Origin of the sequence: Bradyrhizobium campsiandrae (assembly GCF_014529705.1) — a bacterium.
Lineage (GTDB): Bacteria > Pseudomonadota > Alphaproteobacteria > Rhizobiales > Xanthobacteraceae > Bradyrhizobium > Bradyrhizobium campsiandrae.
Genome location: NZ_JAANIH010000009.1, coordinates 83,333 through 108,815 on the forward strand (window position 1 = coordinate 83,333; position 25,483 = coordinate 108,815).

The following is a 25,483-nucleotide window of genomic DNA, read 5'->3' on the forward strand; positions in this document are numbered from 1 at the left end:
CGTCATTTCAAACCCTGTAGTGGTCCCGATACCAGGTGACAAAATTGCGGACTCCCTGCGCGATCGGCGTTGACGGCGCAAAGCCGGTGTCGCGCATCAAATCCTCGACATCCGCGAACGTTTCCACCACGTCTCCAGGCTGTATCGGCAGCAATTCCTTGACCGCCGTCCGCCCCAGTTCCCGCTCCAGAAGTTCGACGACATGCATCAACTCTTCGGGGCGGTGATTTCCGACATTGTAGATCCGAGACGGCGCATTTGCGGCAGCCGGATTGTCCGCAGGCACGAGATCGATCAGCTTGGATACTACACGGGTGACGTCATCAATATAGGTGAAGTCGCGGCGCATTTTGCCATGGTTAAAGAGCCGGATCGGCCGGCCCGCCATGATGGCGTTTACGAACAGAAACATGGCCATATCAGGCCGGCCCCACGGGCCGTAAATGGTAAAGAAGCGCAGGGCCGTGACCGGCAGCCGGTAGAGATGGCTGTAGGACTGCGCCATCACCTCGTTCGCCTTCTTGGTCGCGGCGTAGAAGCTCACCGGATGATCGGTTCGGTCCCGCTCGGAAAATGGCAGTTTCGTGTTGGCGCCATAAACGGACGATGACGAGGCGTAGACGAGATGACGACAGTCGTTGTTGCGGCAGCCCTCCAGCACGTTGAGGAAGCCCTGCAGATTTGATTCAGCGTAACTCTGCGGCTGCTCGATCGAATAGCGGACGCCGGCCTGGGCGGCGAGATGGACGACCTGCCGAAAGCGATGCCGCGAAAACAGCGCCGCCATCGTCTCGTGGTCGGCAAGATCGGCCTGCACGAAGGAAAAGCGGGAGGCGTCGGCGAGCTGCGCCAGGCGCGCCCGTTTCAAGGCAGGATCGTAATAGCTGTTGAGATTGTCGAGCCCGACCACGGCGCGCCCCTCGGCCAGCAGCTGGCGGGCGACGTGAAAGCCGATGAAACCGGCCGCCCCCGTGACCAAAACCGTCTGATCCGTCATGCTGTTCCCAAGCGATCTCGAAAGGCGGCCCGCGGCGCCTCTTTAGCTGGTCTCGGGGGGCCAGCGATAGCCCTCAGTGCCTCATATCGGCTTCTCACAACCGCTTCTGACGACCGCTATTGCAAGATCGGCGCCAAGACCATACCAAAGCGGCCGAATTCGGCGCCTCGCGTCGTCGGATTGCCTCCAATCTTCGCAAAACCCTGCGGACGAGATGCGCCGAATCCTGCTGTCGACGGCCAAAATCCTGATCTCTGCGGCGCTGCTCTATCTGGCGCTGCGCAAGGTCGACCTGACCGAGCTGTTGTCGCGCTTCACCGCGACCAGCCTGTTCTGGATCGGCATGGCGATCGCGGCGACGTTCCTGCAGATCTTCGTCGGCGTGCTGCGCTGGCGCGAGATCAGCGCCGCGTGCGGTGCGCCGCTCGAGCTCGGCCGCGCCATGCGTTACAACGTGATCGGCTCCTTCTTCAACCAGACCCTGCCCTCCGCGATCGGTGGCGATGCGGTCCGGCTCTGGCTGGTGGCGCGCGCCGGCGCGGGATGGCGTGCGGCGACCTATTCGATCTTCGTCGATCGCGCCATCGGCCTCGTCGCGCTCGCTATCCTGATCGTGGCCAGCCTGCCCTGGAGCTACCAGCTCATCACCGATCCGCACGGCCGTTCGGCGCTGCTGCTGGTCGACTTCGCAGCGCTCGCCGGCGGCATCGGCTTCTTGATCTTCGGCGCGTTGAAATGGTCGTGGCTGAAGACCTGGTGGGCCACCCACCATATCCACGCCTGCGCAATGATCGCCAACCGCGTCCTGTTCAGTCCGACGCGTGGACCGGTCATTGCAGTCCTGTCGCTGCTGGTTCACGTGCTGGCCGTCGTCATCGCCTGGTGCGTGGTGCAGTCGATCGCGGCTCCCGTCAGCTTCGCCCAGGTCTTCCTGCTGGTGCCGCCGGTGATGCTGATCACCCTGATGCCGATCTCGATCGCGGGCTGGGGCGTGCGCGAGGCCAGCATGGGGCTCGCCTTCGGCTTTGCCGGGCTCGCGGCCAATGAAGGCGTCAACATCTCGCTGTTGTTCGGCGCGGTCTCGTTCATCGTCGGCGCCTTCGGCGGCCTGGTCTGGATCCTCAGCGCGGAGAAAGCCGCGCAGGGCTCGGCGCAGCTCGGGGTGCCGGAGTGAGCGTGCCGACGATGGTGACCTCGCCGCTTGCCATTGCGATCGCCGCGCTGATCTCGGCGCTGATCACCTGGACCGGCCGCCCCCTGCTGCAGCGCTACGCGCTGGCGCGGCCGAACGCACGCTCCTCGCACCGGATCCCGACCCCGCAAGGCGCGGGCATCGCGGTGATATCGGCAACCCTCGTCGTGGCATTGGCGTGGGCGGCTTTCGCGAACGTTGCGATCCCGCCGGCGCTGGTCATCGCGACGGTCGTGATCGCGCTGGTCGGGTTCGCCGACGACATCTTCTCGCTGTCGGTGCTGCTGCGGCTCGTGCTGCAAGCTGCCTGCGTCGGCGCGGTCGTGTTCACCGCGCCCGACGATGCGCGCATCGTGCCGGCTTTGCCGCTGGCACTGGAGCGCGGGCTGATCCTGCTCGCCGGCACCTGGTTCGTGAACCTCGTCAACTTCATGGACGGGCTCGACCTGATGACGGTGGCGGAGGTGGTGCCGGTCACGGCCGCGCTGCTGCTGCTGGGATGGCTCGGCGAATTGTCCTTGCCGGCGGTGTTGATTGCCACCGCCCTGTGCGGCGCCATGCTCGGCTTTGCGCCGTTCAACAGGCCGGTCGCAAAAGTCTTCCTGGGCGATGTCGGCAGCCTGCCGATCGGCCTTCTGCTCGGCTGGTGCCTGCTCGAGCTTGCCTGGCACGGACAGCCCGGCGCGGCGCTGCTGCTGCCGGCCTATTATCTCGCGGATTCCACCATCACGCTGTTCCGCCGCATCGCGCGGCGCGAGCCGTTCTGGTCGGCGCACCGTTCGCATTTCTACCAGCGCGCCACCGACAATGGTTTTTCGGTGCCGCGCGTCGTCGGCGAGGTGTTTGTTCTCAACCTCGTGCTGGCGGCGCTTGCGCTCCTCACCGTGCGCGCCGGCTCGCTGCCGGTCACGCTGGTTGCGCTGCTGGCCGCCGCGATCGCAGTCGCCGTCGTGCTGCGGCGGTTTTCCGGCCCTCAGGCGTCCTGAGCCGCCAGCGCCAGCCGCAGGCCTTCGTCCAAGGAGACTTGAGGCCGCCAGCCGGTACCGATCGCCTTCGAGATGTCGAGCTCGAGCGAACCGAGCAGGCTGTCGCTGGTTTCTTGCCGGCCCATGATGCTGAGAAAGGAGCGGAGCAAACCGGGCGGCACGCCAAAGAGCTTGGGGCGCGTGCCGTATGCTTTGGCAAGACGCGAGATGAATTCCGGAGTCGAGATCTGCTCTTTGTCGGCGACCAGGAAGGTCTCGAAATTGCTGTCGGGATCCGGGTGGGCGAGTCGATAGGCAATGAACGAGGCAAGATTCTGCACCGCCACAAACGCACGCTGATTGTGGATGTCGGCCAGGGGAAGCGGAAGGCCCAGGCTGACTGCGCGTGTCAGCAAGGCAAAATTGCCCTTCGCCCCGGCGCCGTAGACCAGCGGCGGCCTGATCGTCGAGATCTTCATCTCGGTCTCGGACGCCAGGGCCTTCAGGCCCGCCTCCGCCTCGGCCTTCGAGATCCCGTAGACGCCATGCGGCGTCAGGGTATCCTCCTCGCTGAACGGTGCGCGACCTGCATTGCTGCGGCCATGGACGAGAACCGTGCTGACGAAGATGAACTGGCGAACCCCAGCCTGCGCTGCACTGCGCGCCAGTTTGAGCGTGCCGGTGCTATTGATCATCCGATAAAGCTCGGCCGCGTGCTCTTCACGCTTGTGATGAACGCGTGCGGCAAGGTGGACGACGGCGTCGACATCGGCAAGCGCCGTGTGCCAGACCGTGTCAGGCCCAATCGATGGAATGACGACCTCGCCATCGAGGCCATCCGCCGTGCGAACCGCGCGGCGGACGGACCATCCCTCGCGCGCCAATATCGGAACGACATGGCGGCCGACGAAGCCGCTCGCTCCCGTCACCAGCACAACCGGCTTGCGCTCGATCATCTTCGCTCCGAAAGGTCAGGTTGCTGCAGCAATTCGTCAATGAGCGCGGCATAGCCGTCCATTGCGCTCGCGCGGTCGAACCTTGCAGCCGCCTTCACCGCACGCGCCATCATGTCGCCATCGGCGGACCGGGACGCGCTGCGGATCGCCGCGGCGAGCCGATCGGCGCGGCCCGGCGGCACCACCCAGCCGAGCCCGTTCTCCACCACCGTCAACGCCGCCTCCGCCTCCGCCTCCGAGACCAGCACGACCGGCCGGCCGACCGCCAGCAGATTATAGAAACGGCTCGGCACCGATACCCCGGCGACGTCCTTCCGGTACGGGATGATCCAGAGGTCGGCCGCGGTCAGGAACGTCTCGAGCTCGGCATCCTCGACCCGTGCGACGAAGGAGACGTTGGGCAGGTTCGCACCGGCCTGCAACTGCTTCAGCCGCTCGAAGCCGATGCCCCAGCCAGAGAGCAGGAAGTGAATGTCCGCCTCGTCCCCGAGCAGGCGCGCGGCCTCGAACACGATCTCGGGATCATGGGTGAAGCCCAGATTGCCCGACAGGCCGACGATGAAGCGGGCCGCAATCGGCTTGCGGAACGGATTGTCCGGCGTCACCGGACGCGCCGCAGGCACCAGCGTCGCCCAGTTCGGAATGAAGCGGATCTTGTTCCGCGTCATGCCGGAATAGCTGAGCAGCGGCACTTCGGCATCGCGGCCGATGGTGATCACGGCATTGAGCGCGCGGAACATCAGGCTGTTGGCGGCGCGCATCACGCCCGCAACGATCGAGCGCGGCTTCAACAGGCCTGCCATCACCAGCACGTCCGGAAACAGATCGTGCATGATCAGCGCCGAGCGCGCGCCTTTGATCCAGGCCGCGGCAGCCACCGCGTAAGGCAGCATGAACGGGGCCGTGACCGTGAGCACGACGTCGCCGCGCCGCAAACGCAGCAGCAGCGCCGTGAAGATGCGGAGCACGAACAGCAATTCTGAGAGGCCGCGCCGGACCAGCGCCGCCTTTCCCGCCATCCGGTTCTTGACGGCAATGACACGCGGCTTGTCCGCGCCTCGCTGCGAGGCCGGCAACGCCCCTGACGAGCCCGACAGCACCACGACCTCATGCTCGGAGGCGAGCCGGCAGGCGATCTCGGCCATGATCGTCGCGGTCGTGCTCGGATCCGGTGGATAATGCTGGCTCGCGACGATGATCTTGCCTTCGGTCTTGCCTTCGGTCTTGCCTTCGATCTTGCCTTCGACCTTGTCTTGCGGCTGCATGGTCAGGCCGCGGTCGACCCGAATTCGGGGACGGCATCCTTCAGGATGGTTTTGATCGTCGCCCGATCGTCGCGCGCGATTGCCTGGTCGAGCGCTGCGATCCATTTGCGCAGCGTCTGCATCGGCGGTTCGTTCGGCTGCGCGGCCATGATGCCGGCAACGCCGATCTCGCGGGGCGGCTCCTCGGACGCGAACAGGATCTCGTGCAGCCGCTCGCCAGGCCGCACGCCCGTGAACACGATCTCGATATCGTGGCCGGGTTGCAGGCCGGAGAGACGGATCATGCGCTCGGCGAGATCGACGATCTTCACCGGCTGCCCCATGTTGAGCACATAGACCGAGACGTCGGGACGCTGCGTGCCGAGCGCATGCGTCGCCGCGGTGATCACGAGGTCGCAGGCCTCGCGGATGGTCATGAAGTAGCGGACCATGTCCGGATGCGTCACCGTCACCGGACCGCCGGCCTCGATCTGGGCCTTGAATTTGGGCACCACCGAGCCGTTCGAGGCCAGCACGTTGCCGAACCGGACCGAGATCAGTCGCATCGGCGGCTTGGCAGGCGGCTTGGCGCCGGCGGCCCCCGCCGCGAGATCATGGTCCAGCGCCTGGCAGTACATCTCGGCGAAACGCTTAGTCAGGCCCAGCATCGACACCGGCTCGATCGCCTTGTCGGTGGAGATCATCACCATGGCTTCGGCACCGGCGGCCAGCGCCGCATCGGCGACGTTGATCGAGCCGAAGATGTTGGTCTTGACGCCCTCGCTCCAGTCGCGCTCGAGGATCGGCACGTGCTTCAGCGCCGCCGCATGGAACACGATGTCAGGTTTGAACTCGGCCATCAGCCGCATGACGCGCTCGCGGTCGCGGATATCTCCGATCCGCCCCTCGATCGCAGCGTCCGCGCCGTCCGCGGCGAGCGCTTCGGTGACCGCATAGAGTGCCGGCTCGGAATTCTCCAGGATCAGCAGGCGCGCGGCGCCGAATGCGACGACGCGCTCGCAAATCTCCGAGCCGATCGAACCGCCGCCGCCGGTGACGATCACCGCCTTGCCTTTGATGAGGGCCTCCAGGCGCGCGTAGTCGATCTTTTCGCTCGGCCGCAGCAGGAGATCCTCGACCGCGACCGCGGTCAGCCGCGGCGTGTCGCCGCTCTCCAGCGAAGGCATGCGGTTGACGATGACGCCGAGCTTGCGTGCCCGCATCAGGATCGATTCCGGATGCGCCTCAGGCTCGAACGCCGACGGCGTCATCACCACGCGCGTAATCGCCTTGTTGCGCTTGGCGAAGTCGGCGACGACGTCCTCGATGTCGTCGATACCGCCGAGCACCGGCAAATTTCGGATCAGCTGGCCGAGATCCGAGCTCGACGGCGACAACACGCCGACCGGCCAGATCCGCTTGATCGCCCCGCTCTCGATGCCGCGGAGCAGAACCTCGGCATCGGCGGCGCGGCCGATCAGCAGCGTCGGGGCGGCATCCTCGCTGCGGGCATGACGGCGTACCCGCGTATAGCGGAAATAGCGATAGGCCATGCGCGAGGCGCTGAGAGCGAAGATCTCGAGGAACCAGTACAGGACGATCGTCACCTTGCCGAGGAAGAAGGTGCCGCGGACATTGGGGGCGACGAAGATGTAGTCGAGCGCCAGCAGCGCGACCGTCAGCACGGTCGCGACCCGGACGATGTTCATCGCGTCAGGCAGCGAGATGAAGCGCCATTTCGTCGTGGTCAGGTTGAAGACGAAAAAGACCACCACGCTGAAGGCGAGAAAGTACGGCAGGATCTGGAACAGCAGCGGCAGGCGGTCGTAGAATGACTCGCCGCCCTCGAAACGCAGGTAGAAGGCCACGAACAGCGCCGCCGCGGTCGCCAGCAGGTCATGGAGCGCGATCAGAAAATTGCGCAAGGTGAGATGCGAAAGACGCGCCATCCGCCGACCGATGAATATCCAATAGGTACAACCTGACCGCGCTGATAACCCATCTGGGCAAGACTTGCTAGCAACAAGACTTGCCAGCAACAAGACCTGCTAGAACAAGACTTGCTAGAACAAGACTTGCCGGTCGAAGAACGCCCGCAAAGGGACCGTTCAGGAACCGGCTTCTCCCGGCTTCGCCTCGGCCCGTTGTGCCCGGATCACCATGCCGCCGGCGACGCCAACGCCGATCACATACATCCAGCCCTCGTGATAGTCGAACAAGTGGGAGTTGAACAGCGAGGTGAAGACGTTCTGGACCACGACCAGAAGGCCGACCCAGTTGGCCAGCCCATCGCCGCGGAACAGGCGCAGATGCAGGATCCAGATCGCGTAGAGAATGGCGATGCCGATGATGCCCCATTGCACGGCGACGTTCAGCGTCTGGTTATGCGGATTGCCGATCACTTCGGCCGAGGCTTGGTAGCCGCTTCCCGTCTTCGCCTGCTCGAACAATCCGCGCGTCGAGCCGGTACCGTGACCCATGATCGGCGCGTCCGCGAAGAACCTCAGCGATTTCCTCCAGAATTCGAGCCGCAAGCCTGCGGAGGTCGCCTCGCCCTTTTCCACATAGCGCGTGTAATCGCTGGCAAAGCTGTCGGCGGTCTTGCGCAGGTGCGGCGAGGCCTGCCAGGCGATCGCGGCCCCGGCGATCAGAGCGGCTGCGATCATCACGATGCTGCGCCAGCGCAGGTGCAGCAGCGCGAACACGCCGAACATGATCGGAACGGTGACGAGCGCGGTGCGCGATACCACCACGAAAGCCATGTTGACGAAGAAGCTCAGCGCCAGCGCGATCAGTAAGCCCGCGAACCAATAGCGCTTCTGGTGCAGCAGCATCACGATCGGATAAGCCAGCCCGACCGCGCACAGCGCGAATTCCTGGCTCTGGTTGATGTAGTTCTTGACGAAGATGCCGCGTTCGGAGTGGTCGGGCTTGAGCGTCAGGTCGGGATAGAAGGCAACCAGCCAGGACATCACCGACAGCAGCGCGCAGGACACCAGGAAGGCGACGAAGATCCAGTGTCCGCGCGGCGAGCGATCGAAATGATAGAGCAGCGCCGGCAGCACGAGCAGCTTGGCGGTCGGACTGAGCGCATAGAGACGCGTACCCCAGTCCGCGTCCGACCACAGCGTGCCCACCAGCGCGAGCAGCACCAGCGCGATCGGCGCGGCGCAGATCGGTCGCTTCAGCGATTGCAGGAATGCCCCGAGGTCGAGGAACGGCACCATGCAGATGAGGAACGCGACGTTGAAGATCGCCGTCAGCGAGGTCGACCAGGGCAGCGCGACCACGGTCAGGATCGCGAACAGGTCGGCCGTCTCGGACCAGGCTGCCGGGCTGCGCAAGCGCCGCGACAGCATCTGGGTGATCGTCTCCCCGGAAGGCGCCGCCCGGTTGGTCGTTTGAGCTGTCACTTGGTCCCTCCGCGCGCACGATGGACCAGCGCGGTCGTGCTGAACCCCTTGAGAATGTCGATCAGCACGACCACCCCGCCGGCAGCCTCGACGACCTCGTGGCCGACAACCTGCTCGCGGGTGTAATCGCCGCCCTTCACCAGCACGCTCGGCGTGATGCGCGTGATCAGATTGATCGGCGTGTCCTCCTCGAAGATGACGACGAGATCGACGGCTTCGAGCGCGGCCAGCACTTCGGCGCGGGCCTGCTCGTCCTGGACCGGGCGATCCGCGCCTTTCAGGCGACGCACCGATGCGTCGCTGTTGAGACCGACGATCAGGCGGTCGCAGGCGGCGCGCGCTGCGGTCAGGACCTTGACGTGGCCCGGATGCAGGATGTCGAAGCAACCGTTGGTGAAGCCGACGCGCAGCCCCGCCTGCTTCCATGCGGCGAGCCGGGTATCGAGCGCGTCAGGCGCGGTCACGACCTTCTCTTCGGCCGCGAGCGTGGCATGCGGCAGGATCTTTCGCCGCAATTCGTCGGCGCTCACCGTGGCGGTGCCCTGCTTGCCGACGGCGACGGCGGCGGCAGCACTTGCCATCCGCAGCGCTGTGTCCCAATCCGCGCCGGCCGCGCGCGACACCGCCAGCGCCGCGGCGACGGTGTCGCCGGCCCCCGAAACGTCGCGCACCTTCACGGGGAAAGCGGGCACATGAACGGCTTCGCCACGGCGCGGCACCAGCGTCATGCCGTGCTCGCCCTGGGTCACCAGGATGGCCTCGCAATCGGCGAGCCGCATCACGTCCTCACTGGCATCGACGATGCTCTGCGGCGTGTCCGCGCGGCTTCGCGTCGCTTCCGAGAATTCCTTGCGATTGGGCGTGAGCAGCGTGGCGCCGCGATAGATCGCCCAGTTCAGGCTCTTGGGATCGACGATGACAGGCTTGCCGAGCTTTCTCGCAGCATCGATCGTATGGCGGATCACGCGCGCGGTCAGCACGCCCTTGGCGTAGTCGGACAAGAGCACGATGTCGGCGCGCACGATCTGCGGCAGGATCGCTTCGATCAGCTTGGTCTCGACCTCGTCGGACGCCGCGACCGCATGCTCCCAATCCGCGCGCAGCATGTGCGTCGAGAAATGCTCGGAGACGAAGCGAACCTTTCGCGTGGTGGGGCGTCCGGAATCGCATACCAGCACGCTCTCGATGCCGGCATGGTCCGCCAGAGCGGATTTGAGCCGCGCACCGGCGTCGTCCTCACCGACGAGACCGACGAAGACACAGCGCGCGCCGAGGGACGCGATGTTGCGCGCGACGTTGCCGGCGCCGCCGATGTGGATCTCGCTGCGCTGGGCCGCGATGACGGGCGTCGGCGCCTCAGGCGAAATCCGCGACACCTCGCCATAGACGAACTCGTCCAGCATGATGTCGCCGATGCAGAGCACGGTGCGGCCGGAGATGGCTTGCGCCAGGGCATCGAAATCGAGAATGGGCGGCGGCATGGTCAATAAGCCTCAGCGGAAGCGGTCGGGCCGGTCGAGATAATCGGCGACATAGGCCTTCACCGCGTCCTCGAGCGTCGTGAAACCACCGTTATAGCCGGCGCGATGGAGGCGATCGACCTTGCTCTGGGTGAAGTACTGATAGCTGCCCCTGATGCTCTCGGGCATGTCGACATAGTCGATGTTGGGCCTGGTGCCGAGCGCGGCGTAGGCAGCCAGCATCAAGTCCCTGAAGCTGCGGGCCTTGCCGGTGCCGACGTTGAAGAGGCCGGAGACGGAGGGCGTCGCCAGCAGCCACATGATCACGCGCACGACGTCGTCGACATAGATGAAATCGCGGCGCTGATCGCCGTCGGCAATGCCCTCGCGATGCGACTTGAACAGCTGCACGACGCGGCCCGCCTTGACGTCGTCGAAGCGGCGCGCCAGCACGCTCATCATCGAGCCCTTGTGGTATTCGTTCGGGCCGAACACGTTGAAGAATTTCAGCCCCGCCCATTGCGGCGGCAGGGAAGCGCCGTTCGCCACGCGCCCGGCGACCGCGAGATCGAACAGATGCTTGCTCCAGCCGTAGAGATTCATCGGCCGCAGCTTCTTCAGCGCCGGCAGCGAGGCGTCGTCGTCAAAACCTTCCCCACCGTCGCCATAGGTCGCCGCCGACGAGGCGTAGATCAGCGGCACGCCAGCTGCCGTGCACCAGTCGAGCAGGCGCATCGAAAAGCGAAAATTGGTCTCGATCACGAGATCGCCGTCGGTCGCGGTGGTCTCGGAGATCGCTCCGAGATGGACCACGGCATCGAGCTTGCGGCCCGTCAGCCAGGCGGGGAGTTCCGCCGGCGGCACGATATCCACAAGCTGTCGCTTGGCGAGATTGCGCCATTTGCCGTCGCTGCCGAGCAGGTCGCAGACCACGACGTCGCTGCGGCCGGCCTCGTTCAGCGCGGCAACCACATTCGATCCGATAAAACCGGCCCCGCCGGTCACCAGCAACATTCCAATACCCTGCCCGAGTTTTGCGGTCCGACACCCTGCCGTAGCGCATCATCTGCGAAAGTGTAAGCGTTTTGGGCTGACGCTTCGGACCTGCGCTTCTGCCGCTTTACCTGCCGGTCCGGAGCGGCTAACCGAACCGCCACATCAGATCGCCCCCAGAGGTCGCCCAGGCTCGATTTAACGAATGAACCGTGATTCGCAACATAGTCGTGAGGCGGACCAGAGCGACACACGCCCGATCCTGATCATTCCCTACATGTGGATCGGTGATTTCGTCCGAAATCACACCGTGGTTCGGGTTCTGAAGGAGCGCTGGCCCAACCGTCCGGTGGACCTGCTCACCACCTCGCTGTGTGCCCCGCTGGTCGATTACATGCCCGGAGTGCGCGCCGGGATCGTCTGGGACCTGCCGCGCAGCCGGCTCGCGGTTGGCCGCCAGCTTGGCCTCGCAAGGCTCCTGCGCGAGCGCAACTACGGCACCGCCCTGGTGCTGCCCCGGACCTGGAAGGCGGCCATTGCGCCGGCGCTGGCCGGTATCCCCGAACGGGTCGGCTTCGTCGGCGAGTTCCGGTTCGGCCTGCTCAACCGCTGGCGCTGGGGCGAGAAGAAGCTGCCCCGCTTCATCGACAAGAACGCTGCGCTGGCCCAGCCCGATGGCGCCCCCCTGCCCCCCGAATGGCCGGTGCCCCAGCTGCGCGTCCCGGCCGAGGAAGTCGCCCGCTGGCGCCGGACCAACGGCCTCAGTGCCGGCGCCGCCGTGGCGCTCGCCCCCGGCTCGGTCGGGGTCTCCAAACGCTGGACCTCCTATCCGGAGGCCGCCCGCCTGCTGGTCGAACGCGGCCTGGAAGTCTGGGTGGTCGGCGGCCCCGCCGAAAAAGGCCTCGCCCAGGAGATCGTCGCCGCCGCCGGGACCGCGGGCGGCCCGGGGACCGCGAGCGGCCCTGGGGTGCGCGACCTCACCGGCAACGATCTGCGCAACGGCGTGCTGGCGATGGCCGCGGCCGGCGTCGCGATCTCCAACGACTCGGGCCTGATGCATATCGCGGCCGCATTGGGCACGCCCACCATGGGCATCTTCGGCCCCACCAGCCCCTATCTCTGGGCTCCCCTCAACGGCCTTGCCGCGACCGTCGTCCAAAACAAGAGCGTGCTGTCGTGCCAGCCCTGCCAGAGCACGGTCTGCAAGATGAACGACCACCGCTGCATGCGCGACATCGCGGCCGAAGAGGTGGTGGGGATTGCGCAGCGGGTGCTGGCTGAGGCTGGAATGCGGGCGAAGAGTTGAGCGGTCAGCGGCTTGCGAAGAACGTCGCACCGAACCTAACTTATGTTGGATACACCCTCGGGAAGACTTGGCATGCTCTCGCCGCCGGGGAAAAGCCAATGGACGAAGACTTCATCAGGGAACGCGCTCGAGACATCCGCATGCTTGCGGCAAAGGCGGACCCGTTCACCCAAAAGCGCTTGCTTGCTCTCGCCGACACCTACGAGCGCAGGCTTCACCCGGTGCCGCACGCCACGGCAAGAGGCGCGGGCCGGCATTCGCAGCCGCAGATGAAGCGCTAGGCATGCCCAAGGAGAAAGAGCGCGAGAGCCAGCGCGTCTCGTTCGAGCGGCCGTTACAGGCGCAGATGATGGCGATCGACGGCACCTGGCGCCGCGCCTGCCTCGTCAAGGACGTATCGGAGAGCGACGCCACGCTTCGCGTCGAGACGTCGATTGAAGGTCTGGCGCTGACCGAGTTCTTTCTTCTGCTCTCCTCGACCGGACTTGCCTATCGCCGCTGCCAGCTCGATCGCGTCAATGGCGACGAGCTCGAGGTCAGCTTCCTGCGCCAGAAGGCGCGGACGAAGTCGAGCCGCGAGACGCAGGCTTGATCGTGCGGCCAGCGTCGTTCGCCGCCGAGTGCGGCTTGCCTGAGATCTGCCTGATCTGATCGAAGTTCGGGATGATGCCAATCTATCACTGTTTTGCTCGACGCGTCAACGCGATTTCGTAAAATCAGCATTGACCTCGGCGGCACGAGAGCAGGCCGTTGATTTCACGCGGCCGGCTACTGTGCATGGGGTTGTTTTCGCGTTTTGGTCTGTCGCCCCTCAGAGCAGCGGTCGGTAGACTTCGCCGATCCGGGCTGCTTCGGCATCGAGGCTGAACTTCGCCAGCACGCGCTCGCGGCCGCGCTCGCCCATCGCCGTCGCCTTGGCGACATCCCGCATCAAGGGCTCCAGCGCTGCCGCCAGCGCCTTCGCATCGCCGGTCGGGACCAGCACGCCACTCACGCCATCCTCGACCACGAGCTCGGCAGCGCCGGCGCGCGCGGCGACCAGCGCGTTGCCCGATGCCATCGCCTCGATCAGCGTCAGGCCAAAGCCCTCGTTGCGCGAGGTGAAGGCGTAGATCGTCAGCCGCTGATACCAGCGCTGCACTTGTTCGATTGCGAGCTCGCCGGTGATGACGATGCGCGATTGCAGGCCCGCCGCTTCGATGCGTTTCTTCAGCTCGTTGGCAAAGGGCATTTGCTCGGCCGTGACCTGGCCGACGATCACGGCGGTGAAATCAGGATAGCGCGGCAGCATCAGGCACATCGCATCGACGAACACGTCGGTGCCCTTCTGCGCACGCACGCGACCGAAGCAGCCGATCGCGTAGCGCCCCGGCAGGCCGCTTTCCGCAAAGGCCGCGGCGCGATCGATCGGCGGTGCATAGACGTCGGTGTCGACGCCGTGCGGGATCACCGTCGCCTTCGCTTTCAGGAACGAGGCCGAGACGTCTGACGTCGCGATGATCGCGTCCGTCTGCCGGATCAGCCAGCGCGTGATCCAGCTGTGGTGGCGCTGCGCCGCCGAGGTGAACACCAGCTTGAGCGGCCAGCCTAGCGCGCGGAGCACGACGCCTGCGATCATCTCGTTGTTGCGCCGCGCATGCCAGATCAGCGGTGTCCTGCGGCGCCAGAGCTTCAGGACATCGGCGACGCTGAGCCGCGCGATCCCCTCCGGCGCGTCCGAGCCGAACCAGCCTGCGCGATAGAGTTTTGCCAGCCGCGGCGCCACCATCCGGTTGGTCGCGGTGACCCCGGAATAGCGCCTGTGCAGATTTGGCACGATCACCTGCAGATCGTCAGGGAAATTCGCCACGCCATGCTCCATTGCCGAAGTCCCTATACGCAACATTAAGCATAGTGACCAGTTCAGGAGCGCCGATACCCCCTCTTCACCACGCAAACGCTAGCATCCTGCGTTGATCGAAGACGGGTGAGATCATGACTGTGCTAGTCACCGGCGGCGCCGGCTATATCGGAAGTCACACGGTCCTGGCGCTGGCGGAAGCCGGCGAGGACGTCGTCGTGATCGACGATCTCTCAACCGGTTTCTCGGCCTACCTGCCGGAAGGCGTGCCGCTGTTCATCGGCGATGCCGGCGACGAAAACCTGGTCGAGGGCGTCATGGCCCAGCACGACATCGAGAGCATCATCCATTTCGCGGGCTCGGTGGTGGTGCCGGATTCGATGCGCGATCCGCTCGGCTACTACCGCAACAATTGCGGCACCGCGCGCAATTTGCTCAACGTCGCCGTCAGGCGCGGCATCAACCGATTCATCTTCTCCTCGACCGCCGCCGTCTACGGCAATCCGGACCAGGTGCCGGTGCCCGAGCATGCGCCGACGCGGCCGCTGTCGCCCTACGGCTCGTCGAAGCTGATGACCGAAATCATGCTGCACGACGTTGCCGCGGCCTATGGCATGCAATATGTGACCCTACGCTATTTCAACGTCGCCGGCGCCGATCCGCAGGCGCGCATCGGCCTTGCCACCGTCGGCGCCACGCATCTGCTCAAGATCGCGGTCGAAGCTGCGACCGGCCAGCGCGCCAAGATCGACGTGTTCGGCACCGACTACCCGACCCCGGACGGCAGCTGCATCCGCGACTTCATCCACGTCACGGACCTGTCCCAGGCGCACCGCTCGGCGCTGGCCTATTTGCGCAACGGCGGCGCCTCGACCACGCTCAATTGCGGCTATGGCCGCGGCTATTCGGTGCTGGAAGCCATCGACGCCGTCCGCCGGGTTTCGGGCCGCAGCTTCGCCGTGCAATACGCCCCGCGTCGGCCCGGCGACATCATGACCATGGTGGCCGACACCAGCCGGATCCGCGGCCTGCTCGACTGGAGGCCCCAATATGACGACCTCGAAACCATCGCGGCCCATGCGCTCGCCTGGGAGGACAAGCTGTTCCGCGAGCGCCACGGCGAGCTCCGCCATGCCGTCTCGGCCTAGAATCGCTTCCGGCGCAAGCCCTTAATTGGGCTTGAAAAGCGGAGCTTTAGCGGGCACAGAGGCCATTCGATCCCTGACGCGCGGGCAGGCTTTTCCCTGCGCCGTCAATGGACACCGGATGGCTCAGTTTCCAAAGAAAATCACCGACGATCCCTATGCGGCGATGGTCCTCATTCGCCGCCTGGTCACGGAACAGGGGATTGTCTACTGGCGGCGTTACCTAGTCGCCTTTGCGCTGATGGCGCTCGCCGCGGGCTCGACCGCCTGCGCGACCTACGTGCTTGGCCAGGTCATCAACCAGGCCTATGTCGACAAGAACATCCCGGGCATCGCGATGTTCTCGGGGCTCACGGTGCTCCTGCTCTTCATCAAGGGCGTGGCGACCTACGGCCACATGGTGATCCTGACCAAGATCTCGAACGCGATCCTTGCCACCAACCAGCGCCAGCTGTTCGCCAAGCTGATGCGCGAGAGCGTCGGCTTCTTCTCCGAGCGGCACTCGTCCGAATTTCTGGCGCGGCTGACGGCCGGCGCCAAGTCGATCACCGACGTCCTCAACATGCTGGTCAACGCCATCGGCCGCGACTTCTTGATGCTGCTCGCGATGATCGGCGTGATGGTGTGGCAGGATCCGCTGATGTCGTTCATCGGCCTCGTCGCGGTGCCGCCGGCGATGCTGGTGCTGCGCAAGCTGGTCAAGCGCATCAAGGGGCTCGCCTACAACCAGTTCACCGGCACCGCCGACATCATGGAGACGATGCAGGAATCGCTGCAGGGCATTCGCACCGTCAAGGCGTTCACGCTCGAAGAGACCATGCAGAGCCGCATTGACGAGAACATTGCGATCGTCGAGCGCAACGCCAACAAGATGGCCCGGGTCGCCAATCGCTCCAACCCGCTGATGGAGATGCTCGGGGGCTTCGCGGTCGCCGGCTGCCTGATGTATGGCGGCTACGCCGTGGTCGCCCTCAACGCCACGCCGGGTGCGTTCTTCTCCTTCATGACGGCGTTCCTGATGGCGACCGAGCCGGCGAAACGGCTGGCCAGGCTCAACATCGATTTGAACAGCCAGCTCGTTGGCGCACGCATGCTGCTCGAGATCATCGACAGCCCGGCGAGCGAGCATTCCGACGACGACAAGCCGGCACTGAGGCTCACCAGTGCCCGCATCGAGCTGCGCGACGTCAGCTTCTCCTATCGCACGGGCGAGACCATCCTCAACCGCATGAGCTTCACAGCCGAGCCCGGCAAGGTCACCGCGCTGGTCGGTCCCTCCGGCGGCGGCAAGTCGACAGTGCTGGCGCTGCTCTTGCGCTTCTACGAGGTGACGCAGGGCGACATCGTGATCGACGGCCAGTCGATTGGCGCGGTGTCACGCAAATCGTTGCGGGCGCAGACCGCCTATGTCGGCCAGGACGTCTATCTGTTCCGCGACACCATCCGGAGCAACATCGCCTTCGGCAGGCCCGGCGCCAGCGAGGACGAGATCATCGAGGCGGCGAAGGCGGCCTGCGCGCATGATTTCATCATGGGCTTCCCGCTCGGCTACGACACGCCGGTCGGCGAGCACGGCACGCAGCTGTCTGGCGGCCAGCGCCAGCGCATCGCGGTGGCCCGCGCGCTGATCAAGAACGCACCGATCATCCTCCTGGACGAAGCCACTGCCGCGCTGGATTCGGAATCCGAGCGGCAGGTGCAGGAAGCCATCGAACATCTTTGCCAGAACCGCACCACCATCGTGATCGCGCATCGCCTGCACACCATCATGCACGCCGACAGCATCCTCGTGGTCGAGGGCGGCGAGATCGTCGAGCAAGGCCGCCACGACGAGCTGCTCCGCCGCTCCGGCCGCTACGCCTCGTTCTTCCGCCTGCAACATCACGACGCCGGCGCTCTGGCGCCGCTCAGCGCAACCGCATAGAGTTCCCTCCACCTCAAGAGCAGCGAGACCGCTTCATGAACGCCGCCTCCTACGTCATCCCGCTTCCGCCGCAGCCTTCGCTTCCCGTCGTCGGCGAGGCCGGCCGTTATCCGGTGCGCCGCATCTGGTGCGTCGGCCGCAACTATCTCGAACACATCCGCGAGATGGGCAATGACGAGCGCGCCCCGCCGTTCTTCTTCGCCAAGCATGCCGACATGCTGGTGCCCGATGGCGCCACCATTCCCTATCCGCCGCTGACCAAGGATCTGCATCACGAGGTCGAGCTGATCGTCGCGATGAAGAGCGGCGGACTAAACATCCCCGCCGACAAGGCCCTCGACCACGTCTACGGTTATGCCGTCGGCATCGACCTCACCCGCCGCGACCTCCAGATCGCCTCGCGCAAGAAGGAGCGTCCGTGGGAGATCGGCAAGTCGTTCGACGGCTCCGCGCCCTGCTCCGCAGTGCAGCCGGCCTCGAAGATCGGCCATCCCGCCAAAGGCAAGATCTGGCTCACGGTCAACGGCAAGGAAGCTCAAAAGGGCGACCTCACCGAGCTGATCTGGAACGTGCCCGAGATCATCTGGCAGCTCTCGCAGCAGGTGAAGCTCGCCGCCGGCGACATCATCATGACCGGCACCCCGGCCGGCGTGTCGCAGCTCCAGCCTGGGGACAAGCTCGAATGCGGCGTCGACGGCGTCGGCACGCTGAAGGTCTCGATCGGCCAGCCTGAATAAGCAGCGCAACGGCAAAGCATCGAAAGGCCCCGGACGCGTCCGGGGCCTTTTTCATTCTACCAGGCCTTGACCGGCCGATTGGCATGGCTCACCTGCGGCACGCCGCGATTGAGCGACATGTGGGAATGCACACACAGCCATCCGTCGTCCGCCCTGGAAAACACCATCGTCGCCCGGCCGGGTCGCGGAAAGGGGCTGCCGTCGGGATGATAGCCCGTGCTCGTCCACGGTGCGATCACGGTCGCCATCGTGCCATCGGGGGACGCCAGGATGGACGTCTGCTCCAACGCGAAGCGGAAATCGGTCGTCTTCGGCCAGACGTTATTCCATTGTGTCTTGACCCATTGATCAAGCCCGGGGATCACGTCGTTGTGCGTTCCAAAGGCCAGCACGTCGGGATGAAACAGCGGTCGCGCCGAGGCGTAGTCGACCTCGCGGACATAGGCCGCGAAGGTCTCCAGCCACTGACGAAAGAAATGCGCTATATCGGCGTTCGCGGTCGGCAAGGGCGCCATTGCCTGCTCCATGTTCGGCTGCTCAATCGCGGCAAACTCTGTTGCCATGGGGCGAACCATCCAGCAAGAGTCGGGCGCCGAGACCAACCCGACCGCGATAGGGCAAGGTCACAAGCCCGGTGCGATGCTTTGACGTCGGCCGGTTCGATTTGATGGAGCCATTTCATGAGAAGCCTTCTTCTTGCTGCCTCGATCGTCCTCGTCGGCAGCGCTGCCGGCGCGCAGTCCAGCCCCCCTTATGCCGGCCTCGAACAGGCACTGTCGCAACAGCAGGTCGACGATCTTCGCGCGGGACGCGGCATGGGCTTGGCTCTCGCCGCTGAGCTCAATGGATATCCGGGTCCCAGCCACGTTCTCGAGCTGGGTGATCGCCTCGATCTGACCCCGGATCAACGCGTCCAGATTCAGCGGCTGTTCGATGCGATGAAACAGGAGACGATTCCGCTGGGGAACAAGCTCGTCGAACAGGAGAGGACATTGGAGGGTCTGTTCTCTTCGCGGGCGGTGACGTCAGAAACGCTGAAGACCAGCATTGCCGCCATTTCTGAAACTCAGGGCCGGCTCCGCGAGAGCCATCTCAAGTATCATCTGTCGACCGCTGCATTGCTCGATCAGAACCAGCTGCAACGATACGCAGAGCTGCGGGGCTACCAGCATCCCGACAACTCCGCGGCGCACAAGCACCATCCCTGACAGGGCCGCGTGTTCCGCGACCCTTCGCTAAAAGACGATCGCGACAGAGCGGACCGGTGGCTGGTCCGCTCTACGCACCTACGTCACTTCAACGCCGACAGCACGATGAGGCCGAGGATCAGCGCCGTTAGCGAGTACTTCAGCGTGTAGTAGACGTTGCGGTTCCACTCCTTGACCTTGCGGCTGCCGAGATGGATCTCGTAGAGCTTGCCGAACACCTTGTTGAGCGCGCCGACATGCTCGCCGTCGACGTTCTGGGTCGCCGACGCCTTGACGATATGATGGCTGACCCAGCGGTTGATCGCGGTCATGAAGCCATATTTCATCGGCCGCTCGACGTCGCAGAACAGGATGATGCGGTTGACGTCGGTCGCATTCTCTGCGCTGTGGATGAAGGTCTCGTCGAACATGAAGGCCTCGCCGTCGCGCCAGACGCATTCGACGCCGTCGACCAGGATGCGGCACTTGTTCGAGTTCGGCGTGACGAGGCCGAGATGGTAGCGCAGCGAGCCCGCGAACGGATCGCGGTGCGCCCCGAGCTTGCCGCCCGGCGGCAGCATCGCGAACATCGCGCCATGCACTGAAGGGATCGACTTGAGCAGCTCCACCGTCTTCGGGCACAGCGTGTTCGCCGACGGCAGGAAGTCGTCGTACCATTTCAGATAAAAGCGCTTCCAGCCGCTCTTGAAGAACGAGTAGAAGCCCCAATCGTTGTTCTTCGCCGCCGCGCGAATGAAGCCTTCATCGAACAGGCGCACAGCCTCGTCGCGGATGGTCTCCCAATTTTCGCTGAGCGGCTTCAGCTCGGGAAACTGCTCGACCGAGATCACCGGCTTGTTCGGCACGGCCGAGCCCGCATACATCAGCACATTGTAGGGGGCGAGATAGGTCGAGTGGTCGCCAAGCTGGCGCGCGAAGCGCAGCCGCTGCTTGCCGCGGAAGTGAACGTAGATGGTCGATGCCGCAAGCACATACAGAACGACAAGTTGCGGCGCAAAAAGCTGTTTCAGCATTTCCCCAATCCCAAGTGACCCAGCCGGGTGTCGTGTAACCCGGCCCGATCCGACCGGCAAGTATTCACCGGTGGGTTGCAATCACGCTGGGGCGAGCAAGTCCGTGGAACCAGGGAAAATCAGGCGAAATGAGCCGAATCACGCCCGGGACAGCGCCTGGAGACCCTTGAAGGTCAGGCGCTTGGGGTCGGTAATACCGGCGAGATAGAGCCGCCGGATAAAGGCGATGACGGCGTCGCGGTCGCAATCGGTCAGTGCGACGACAGCGTCGACCGCGATCTTCTGGGCTTCCATTGGGCTCACCTCGGCCTTGCGAGTAACCCCGGCCGAGACAGGCTAGGACTCATCCGTTAATCCGGCGTTAACCGTTCGAAACCATGGCCGATTCAGTGCTGCGGCCGTATACGCAAAACAACGCATTGGCGGTCCCACCGCAGCGGCGATGTTCAGCGCGCCTTCAGGCTCTTCTTGAGCTGCGCAAAATGCTTCTTCAGCCGCGGCACGGCAAAGTCGGTGAAGGCGCGCACTTTGGGCACCGAAAGCCTGCCCTGCGGGGTGATCAGATGAGCCGGCATCTCCGGATCCTCGTCGCCGGCTAGAACGATCGCAAGCTCCCCGCGCGCGACCTGCTCGGCCACCTGGTACGAATACATTCGCGCGACGCCGCGGCCCGCTACGGCCGAGGCCACCGCGGCATAGGTGCTATTGACCGTGAACCGCGGCGTGAACTGGACCGTTCGCGGCGCCGGGGAACCTGCCCGAGGCGCAAAGGTCCAGGAATTCGGCAGATGCGCCATCGCCACGATCTGGTGCTTGGCGAGATCGCCGGGCTCGGTGATGCGCGGATGCTGTTTCAGATAGCGCGGCGCCGCCACCACGACACGACTGATCTCGCCAACCCGCATCGCCACCATCGCCGAATCCGCAAGCGGCCCGATGCGAAGTGCGATATCGACACCCTCCTCGATCAGATTGACCGCGCGATCGAACAGCAGAAGTCTTGCTGACACCGTCGGATAGGCGTCCAGAAATGCATCGAGGATCGGCCGCAGCACCATCTCGCCGGACACCACGGGAGCCGTGATCGTCAGCAGTCCGCGCGGGGCCGTCCGTGGTCCGGCCGCGATATCGTCAGCCTCCGCGAGCTCGGTGAGCACCCGGCGACAGACCGCGACATAACGCTCGCCCTCCTCGCTCAGCCTGATCGACCGCGTGGTCCGATGTAGCAGCTCGGTGCCGACCCGCTCCTCCAGGAAGGCGACGGCCCGGCTGACCGCCGCCGGCGAACGGCCGAGCTTGCGGCCCGCCGCCGCGAGGCTGCCTTCGTCCACCGCGAGGACGAACACCTTCATCGCGTCCAGACGATCCATGCCCTTCCATCGCTCCGTGGAATTCCACCGGCAAGCTAGGCGTTTGCGTCATCAGCGACAACTGGCGGCAGGCGCTGATCCGGCATTCATACGCGCCGCGAAAGGATGTCTGCCGGACGGCACGTATTCGCAACCGAGCCACCGCGGCGTAAGTCGGCAGCCAAGCCAGCCATCGCTGGCGCGGATCAACAACAGGAGCCCGTCATGGGTATCGAGCAGAAGGTCGCCATCATCACCGGGGCATCGCAGGGAATCGGCGCAGGGCTGGTCCAGGGTTTTCGCGATCGTAATTATCGCGTGGTCGCCACGGCGAGGTCGATCAAGCCATCAGGCGACGACGATGTCCTCTCCGTTCCTGGCGACATCGCTGACCGCAAGACTGCCGAGGGCGTCGTTGCGCAGGCCGTTGCGCGTTTCGGGCGCGTCGACACGCTGGTCAACAATGCCGGCATCTTCGTCGCCAAGCCGTTCACGCAATACACCGCCGAGGACTATGCGGCCGTGATGGGCACGAATGTCGCGGGCTTCTTCAACATCACCCAGCTCGCGATCGCCGAGATGGAAAAGCAAGGGTCCGGCCACGTCGTCCAGATCACCACAACGCTGGTCGATCAGGCCAATTCGAACGTGCCCTCGGTGCTGGCTTCGCTGAGCAAGGGTGGGCTGAACGCGGCAACCAGGTCGCTCGCGATCGAATATGCCAAGCGCGGCATCCGCGTGAACGCGGTCGCACCAGGGATCATCAAGTCGCCGATGCACCCGGTGTCGACGCACGCCCAGTACGGCGCGATGCACCCGGTCGGCCGCATGGGCGAGATTTCCGACATCGTCGATGCAGTGCTCTATCTGGAGGGTGCCTCCTTCGTCACCGGCGAGATCCTGCATGTCGATGGCGGCCAGAGCGCAGGCCACTGAGCGCAGAGCCGCGCCAACCAGACAGATGATCCGCGCGCTGCGCGCAGGAGGATGAGATGACCAATGCAAACGCGAAGCAACATTTGGAGACCCGGCTGCGTCAGCAGCCGGGATCAGACTCGCAATCAACCTGGCGCTATGCGATGGTGGGACTTTCCGCTTCGCTGGTCGGCCTGGGCCTTGCCCGCTTCTCCTACACGCCGCTGATCCCAGCACTGATCGCGGCGAATTGGTTCAGCGCCTCCGACGTCGTCTATCTCGGCGCGGCAAATCTCGCAGGCTATCTCGCCGGTGCCCTCGCGGCGCGAGCGGTTGCAGCGCGCATTGGCGCAGTCCGTGCGCTACGGGCGATGATGTTCCTTGCCACCGTCTCCTTCTTTGCCAGCTCAGCACCTGTGTCCTTCAGCTGGTTCTTTGCCTGGCGCTTCCTCTCTGGCCTCACCGGCGGCATCATCATGGTGCTGGCAGCCTCCGTCATTCTACCCCACACCTCGCCCGCGCGGCGCGGCATCGTCGGCGGCGTGATCTTTGCCGGCGTTGGTCTCGGCGTTGCCGCATCAGGCACGCTGGTGCCATTGTTGCTGCAGCAGGGCCTGCAGCAAAGCTGGTATGGCCTTGGCGTAGTCGCGGCCGTGCTGACGCTCGCAAGCTGGTGGAATTGGCCTGCGGAAGCCGGGACTGGTACTGTGCCCTCGCATCATGCGAAGCAGCATCGGACGCCGACCGCCGCCCGCGCGCTGCTGATCCAATATGGCCTCAACGCGGTGGCGCTGGTGCCGCACATGGTCTTCGTCGTCGACTTCGTGGCCCGCGGCCTCGGCCAGGGTATCGCCGCCGGATCGCGGTATTGGGTGCTGTACGGCCTTGGCGCCATCGTCGGCCCGCTCGTCACCGGCCATCTCGGCGACCGCTCGGGTTTTGGCGCAGCCGTGCGTGCGGCCTTCCTGATCGAGGCGGCCGCCGTCTTGCTGCCCACCGTCAGCACAGCGCCGGCGTCACTGATCGTGTCGAGCATCGTTGTCGGCGGCTTCACGCCCGGCATCGTGCCGCTGGTGCTCGGACGCATCCACGAGCTTGTGCCACATTCCGGCGAGCAGCAGCGTGTAACCTGGAGCCACGCGACAACGAGCTTTGCGCTTTTCCAGGCGGCCGCCGCTTACGGCTTCTCCTGGATCTACGCACAGACCGGCGGCGACTATCTGGTCCTGTTCGCTCTCGGTGGCGGCGCCGTGGTGCTAGCGCTCGCAATCGATCTCGGCCTCGCGCTCGCGGCGCGCAAGGCCTAGAAGCGAGGGTGGCGTCGTGATCAGGAGTACTGCATCACGCCGTCGTCGATCCGACCGAAGCGCAACGAGACGATGTCGAGAGCATAGTTCTGATACAGCCGCCACGGCCGTTTCGACCCCTGCTTCGGCATCTTGGCGACCGAACGCTGCACATAGCCCGAGGTGAAATTGAGTGACGGTTGGGCGGTGATCGTGGGGTCGTCATTGTGCGGCATGGCTTGCCGAAAATTGTGCCGGTCCATGTAGTTGATGAGACGGCAGACATATTCGCAGGTGAGATCGCATTTCAGCGTCCAGGACGCATTGGTGTAGCCGAAGGCCGAGGCCATGTTCGGCACGTCGGCATACATCATGCCCTTGTAGGTCAGCGTATTGGCGAAATCGACGGCGCGGCCATCGACGCTGACTTCGAGGCCGCCGACGACCTGCAGCACGAGTCCTGTTGCCGTCACGATGATGTCCGCGGCAAGCTCGCTGCCGTCCTTCAGACGGATGCCATCGTGCGTAAACCTGTCGATCTCGCTGGTAACGACAACGGCGCGCTTGTCGCGGATCGCCTTGAACAGATCACCGTCCGGCACGAGGCAGAGCCGCTGGTCCCAGGGGTTGTAGCGCGGCGTGAAATGAGTGGCGACGTCGTAGTCCGGCCCGAGTGCCATACGCACGCCACTGAGGATCAGGTTCTTCACCTTGTCAGGCTTGCGCCGGCTGAGCTGGAAGAAGAACATCCCCCACATCACGTTGCGCCAGCGGATCAGATGATAGGCCAGCCGCGCCGGCAGGTTACGGCGCAGCTTGTTGGCGACGGGATCTTGCGCCGGTCGCGACACCACATAGGTCGGCGAGCGCTGCAGCATGGTGACCTGCGATGCTTTCTTGGCGAGCTCCGGCACCAGCGTCACAGCGGTGGCGCCCGAGCCGATCACGACGACGCGCTTGCCTGTATAGTCGATGTCCTCGGTCCATTTCTGCGGATGCACGATGCGGCCGGCGAAGTCGGCGGCGCCCGCAAACTCCGGCGTGTAGCCCGCCTCGTATTTGTAGTAGCCCGAGCACATGAACAGGAAGCTGCAGGTGAAGCGGAGAAGCTCGGTCGCGCCCTCGCCTGTGGTGCGCTCGACCTCGACAGTCCAGCGCGCATCACTCGTCGACCACGCCGCGCGCTTGACGCGATGGCGATAACGGATGTGCTTGTCGATGCCGTTCTCGGCCGCAGTCTCGCGCACATAGTTCAGGATCTTCGATCCGTCCGCGATCGCCTTCGGATCGGTCCACGGCTTGAAGGAATAACCGAGCGTGAACATGTCGCTGTCCGAGCGGATGCCGGGATAGCGAAACAGATCCCAGGTGCCGCCGATGCAGTCGCGGCCCTCCAGGATGACATAGCTCTTGGCCGGGCACTTGCTCTGAAGATGATAGCCGGCGCCGATGCCGGATAGCCCGGCACCGACGATGAGGACGTCGAAATGTTCTTGTTGCGGTCCGTTCTTCATCGGATCTCCTCCCGAGGCGGATTGTC

At 64.9% G+C, this 25,483-nt stretch carries 24 protein-coding genes; 11 read left to right on the forward strand and 13 right to left on the reverse strand.

Going from position 1 to position 25,483, the window contains the following annotated elements; genetic code table 11:
- Positions 1 to 7: 7 nt before the first annotated feature.
- The gene (locus G8O24_RS08860; protein ID WP_188098421.1) at positions 8 to 997 is read right to left on the reverse strand and encodes an SDR family NAD(P)-dependent oxidoreductase; all 990 of its coding nucleotides are present in this window, start codon (positions 995 to 997) and stop codon (positions 8 to 10) included.
- A 214-nt stretch (positions 998 to 1,211) separates the two neighbouring features.
- On the opposite strand from G8O24_RS08860, the gene G8O24_RS08865 reads away from it, so the two are divergent.
- A complete protein-coding gene (locus G8O24_RS08865) occupies positions 1,212 to 2,171 on the forward strand; it encodes a lysylphosphatidylglycerol synthase transmembrane domain-containing protein (RefSeq protein WP_188098422.1) in 960 nt (319 codons plus the stop codon).
- Positions 2,172 to 2,182: 11 nt separating this feature from the next.
- Positions 2,183 to 3,175: an MraY family glycosyltransferase gene (locus tag G8O24_RS08870; protein ID WP_188098571.1), complete on the forward strand. Its 993-nt coding sequence runs from the start codon at positions 2,183 to 2,185 to the stop codon at positions 3,173 to 3,175.
- On the opposite strand, the gene G8O24_RS08875 is transcribed toward G8O24_RS08870, so the two are convergent.
- The 6 genes from G8O24_RS08875 to rfaD form a co-directional block, all read right to left on the reverse strand.
- Complete coding sequence (locus G8O24_RS08875) at positions 3,163 to 4,110, reverse strand: NAD-dependent epimerase/dehydratase family protein (protein WP_188098424.1); 948 nt, start codon at positions 4,108 to 4,110, stop codon at positions 3,163 to 3,165. The genes G8O24_RS08870 and G8O24_RS08875 overlap by 13 nt on opposite strands.
- Positions 4,107 to 5,375, reverse strand: a complete 1,269-nt coding sequence (locus G8O24_RS08880; protein ID WP_244645787.1) for a glycosyltransferase family 4 protein — start codon at positions 5,373 to 5,375, stop codon at positions 4,107 to 4,109. The genes G8O24_RS08875 and G8O24_RS08880 overlap by 4 nt, the downstream gene beginning before the upstream one ends.
- Before the next feature lie 2 nt (positions 5,376 to 5,377).
- A complete protein-coding gene (locus tag G8O24_RS08885) occupies positions 5,378 to 7,303 on the reverse strand; it encodes an SDR family NAD(P)-dependent oxidoreductase (RefSeq protein ID WP_188098428.1) in 1,926 nt (641 codons plus the stop codon).
- Positions 7,304 to 7,462: 159 nt separating this feature from the next.
- Complete coding sequence (locus G8O24_RS08890) at positions 7,463 to 8,713, reverse strand: O-antigen ligase family protein (protein ID WP_188098573.1); 1,251 nt, start codon at positions 8,711 to 8,713, stop codon at positions 7,463 to 7,465.
- A 50-nt stretch (positions 8,714 to 8,763) separates the two neighbouring features.
- Complete coding sequence (gene rfaE1, locus G8O24_RS08895; protein WP_188098430.1) at positions 8,764 to 10,248, reverse strand: D-glycero-beta-D-manno-heptose-7-phosphate kinase; 1,485 nt, start codon at positions 10,246 to 10,248, stop codon at positions 8,764 to 8,766.
- A gap of 12 nt (positions 10,249 to 10,260) precedes the next feature.
- Positions 10,261 to 11,241 (reverse strand): ADP-glyceromanno-heptose 6-epimerase, encoded by a 981-nt coding sequence (rfaD, locus tag G8O24_RS08900; protein ID WP_188098433.1) that lies wholly within the window; start codon positions 11,239 to 11,241, stop codon positions 10,261 to 10,263.
- 184 nt (positions 11,242 to 11,425) lie between these two features.
- Here rfaD and waaF point away from each other — a divergent pair, with 184 nt between their 5' ends.
- From waaF to G8O24_RS08915, 3 genes are all read left to right on the forward strand, one after another.
- Entirely contained in the window at positions 11,426 to 12,526 is a 1,101-nt protein-coding gene (gene waaF, locus G8O24_RS08905) for a lipopolysaccharide heptosyltransferase II (RefSeq protein ID WP_188098435.1), read from the forward strand.
- Between the two features lie 98 nt (positions 12,527 to 12,624).
- On the forward strand, positions 12,625 to 12,807 hold the full coding sequence (locus G8O24_RS08910) for a hypothetical protein (protein WP_188098438.1): 183 nt from the start codon (positions 12,625 to 12,627) through the stop codon (positions 12,805 to 12,807).
- Between the two features lie 2 nt (positions 12,808 to 12,809).
- Positions 12,810 to 13,118 (forward strand): hypothetical protein, encoded by a 309-nt coding sequence (locus G8O24_RS08915; RefSeq protein ID WP_188098440.1) that lies wholly within the window; start codon positions 12,810 to 12,812, stop codon positions 13,116 to 13,118.
- 219 nt (positions 13,119 to 13,337) lie between these two features.
- On the opposite strand, the gene G8O24_RS08920 is transcribed toward G8O24_RS08915, so the two are convergent.
- Positions 13,338 to 14,375: a glycosyltransferase family 4 protein gene (locus G8O24_RS08920; RefSeq protein ID WP_188098442.1), complete on the reverse strand. Its 1,038-nt coding sequence runs from the start codon at positions 14,373 to 14,375 to the stop codon at positions 13,338 to 13,340.
- Positions 14,376 to 14,500: 125 nt separating this feature from the next.
- Between G8O24_RS08920 and galE the strand changes: the two genes are divergently transcribed.
- From galE to G8O24_RS08935, 3 genes are all read left to right on the forward strand, one after another.
- The gene (gene galE, locus G8O24_RS08925; RefSeq protein WP_188098443.1) at positions 14,501 to 15,514 is read left to right on the forward strand and encodes a UDP-glucose 4-epimerase GalE; all 1,014 of its coding nucleotides are present in this window, start codon (positions 14,501 to 14,503) and stop codon (positions 15,512 to 15,514) included.
- A 118-nt stretch (positions 15,515 to 15,632) separates the two neighbouring features.
- Entirely contained in the window at positions 15,633 to 17,435 is a 1,803-nt protein-coding gene (locus tag G8O24_RS08930) for an ABC transporter ATP-binding protein (protein ID WP_188098445.1), read from the forward strand.
- A gap of 35 nt (positions 17,436 to 17,470) precedes the next feature.
- Positions 17,471 to 18,172, forward strand: coding sequence for a fumarylacetoacetate hydrolase family protein (locus G8O24_RS08935; protein ID WP_188098446.1), 702 nt, complete (start codon positions 17,471 to 17,473; stop codon positions 18,170 to 18,172).
- Between the two features lie 56 nt (positions 18,173 to 18,228).
- Here the strand turns inward: G8O24_RS08935 and G8O24_RS08940 are convergent, their stop codons facing one another.
- Complete coding sequence (locus tag G8O24_RS08940; protein WP_188098575.1) at positions 18,229 to 18,687, reverse strand: YybH family protein; 459 nt, start codon at positions 18,685 to 18,687, stop codon at positions 18,229 to 18,231.
- 165 nt (positions 18,688 to 18,852) lie between these two features.
- Between G8O24_RS08940 and G8O24_RS08945 the strand changes: the two genes are divergently transcribed.
- Positions 18,853 to 19,380 carry a Spy/CpxP family protein refolding chaperone gene (locus G8O24_RS08945; RefSeq protein WP_188098448.1) on the forward strand — a complete coding sequence of 176 codons (528 nt, stop codon included), beginning with the start codon at positions 18,853 to 18,855 and terminating at the stop codon, positions 19,378 to 19,380.
- An 83-nt stretch (positions 19,381 to 19,463) separates the two neighbouring features.
- Here the strand turns inward: G8O24_RS08945 and G8O24_RS08950 are convergent, their stop codons facing one another.
- The 3 genes from G8O24_RS08950 to G8O24_RS08960 form a co-directional block, all read right to left on the reverse strand.
- A complete protein-coding gene (locus G8O24_RS08950) occupies positions 19,464 to 20,393 on the reverse strand; it encodes an aspartyl/asparaginyl beta-hydroxylase domain-containing protein (RefSeq protein WP_188098450.1) in 930 nt (309 codons plus the stop codon).
- Positions 20,394 to 20,531: 138 nt separating this feature from the next.
- Positions 20,532 to 20,687, reverse strand: coding sequence for a hypothetical protein (locus G8O24_RS08955; protein WP_188098452.1), 156 nt, complete (start codon positions 20,685 to 20,687; stop codon positions 20,532 to 20,534).
- Between the two features lie 152 nt (positions 20,688 to 20,839).
- Positions 20,840 to 21,763 carry a LysR family transcriptional regulator gene (locus G8O24_RS08960; protein WP_188098453.1) on the reverse strand — a complete coding sequence of 308 codons (924 nt, stop codon included), beginning with the start codon at positions 21,761 to 21,763 and terminating at the stop codon, positions 20,840 to 20,842.
- 204 nt (positions 21,764 to 21,967) lie between these two features.
- On the opposite strand from G8O24_RS08960, the gene G8O24_RS08965 reads away from it, so the two are divergent.
- Complete coding sequence (locus G8O24_RS08965; protein ID WP_188098455.1) at positions 21,968 to 22,678, forward strand: SDR family NAD(P)-dependent oxidoreductase; 711 nt, start codon at positions 21,968 to 21,970, stop codon at positions 22,676 to 22,678.
- 56 nt (positions 22,679 to 22,734) lie between these two features.
- Complete coding sequence (locus G8O24_RS08970; RefSeq protein ID WP_188098457.1) at positions 22,735 to 23,964, forward strand: YbfB/YjiJ family MFS transporter; 1,230 nt, start codon at positions 22,735 to 22,737, stop codon at positions 23,962 to 23,964.
- Positions 23,965 to 23,984: 20 nt separating this feature from the next.
- Here the strand turns inward: G8O24_RS08970 and G8O24_RS08975 are convergent, their stop codons facing one another.
- Entirely contained in the window at positions 23,985 to 25,457 is a 1,473-nt protein-coding gene (locus tag G8O24_RS08975; protein ID WP_188098459.1) for a flavin-containing monooxygenase, read from the reverse strand.
- Positions 25,458 to 25,483: the final 26 nt, after the last annotated feature.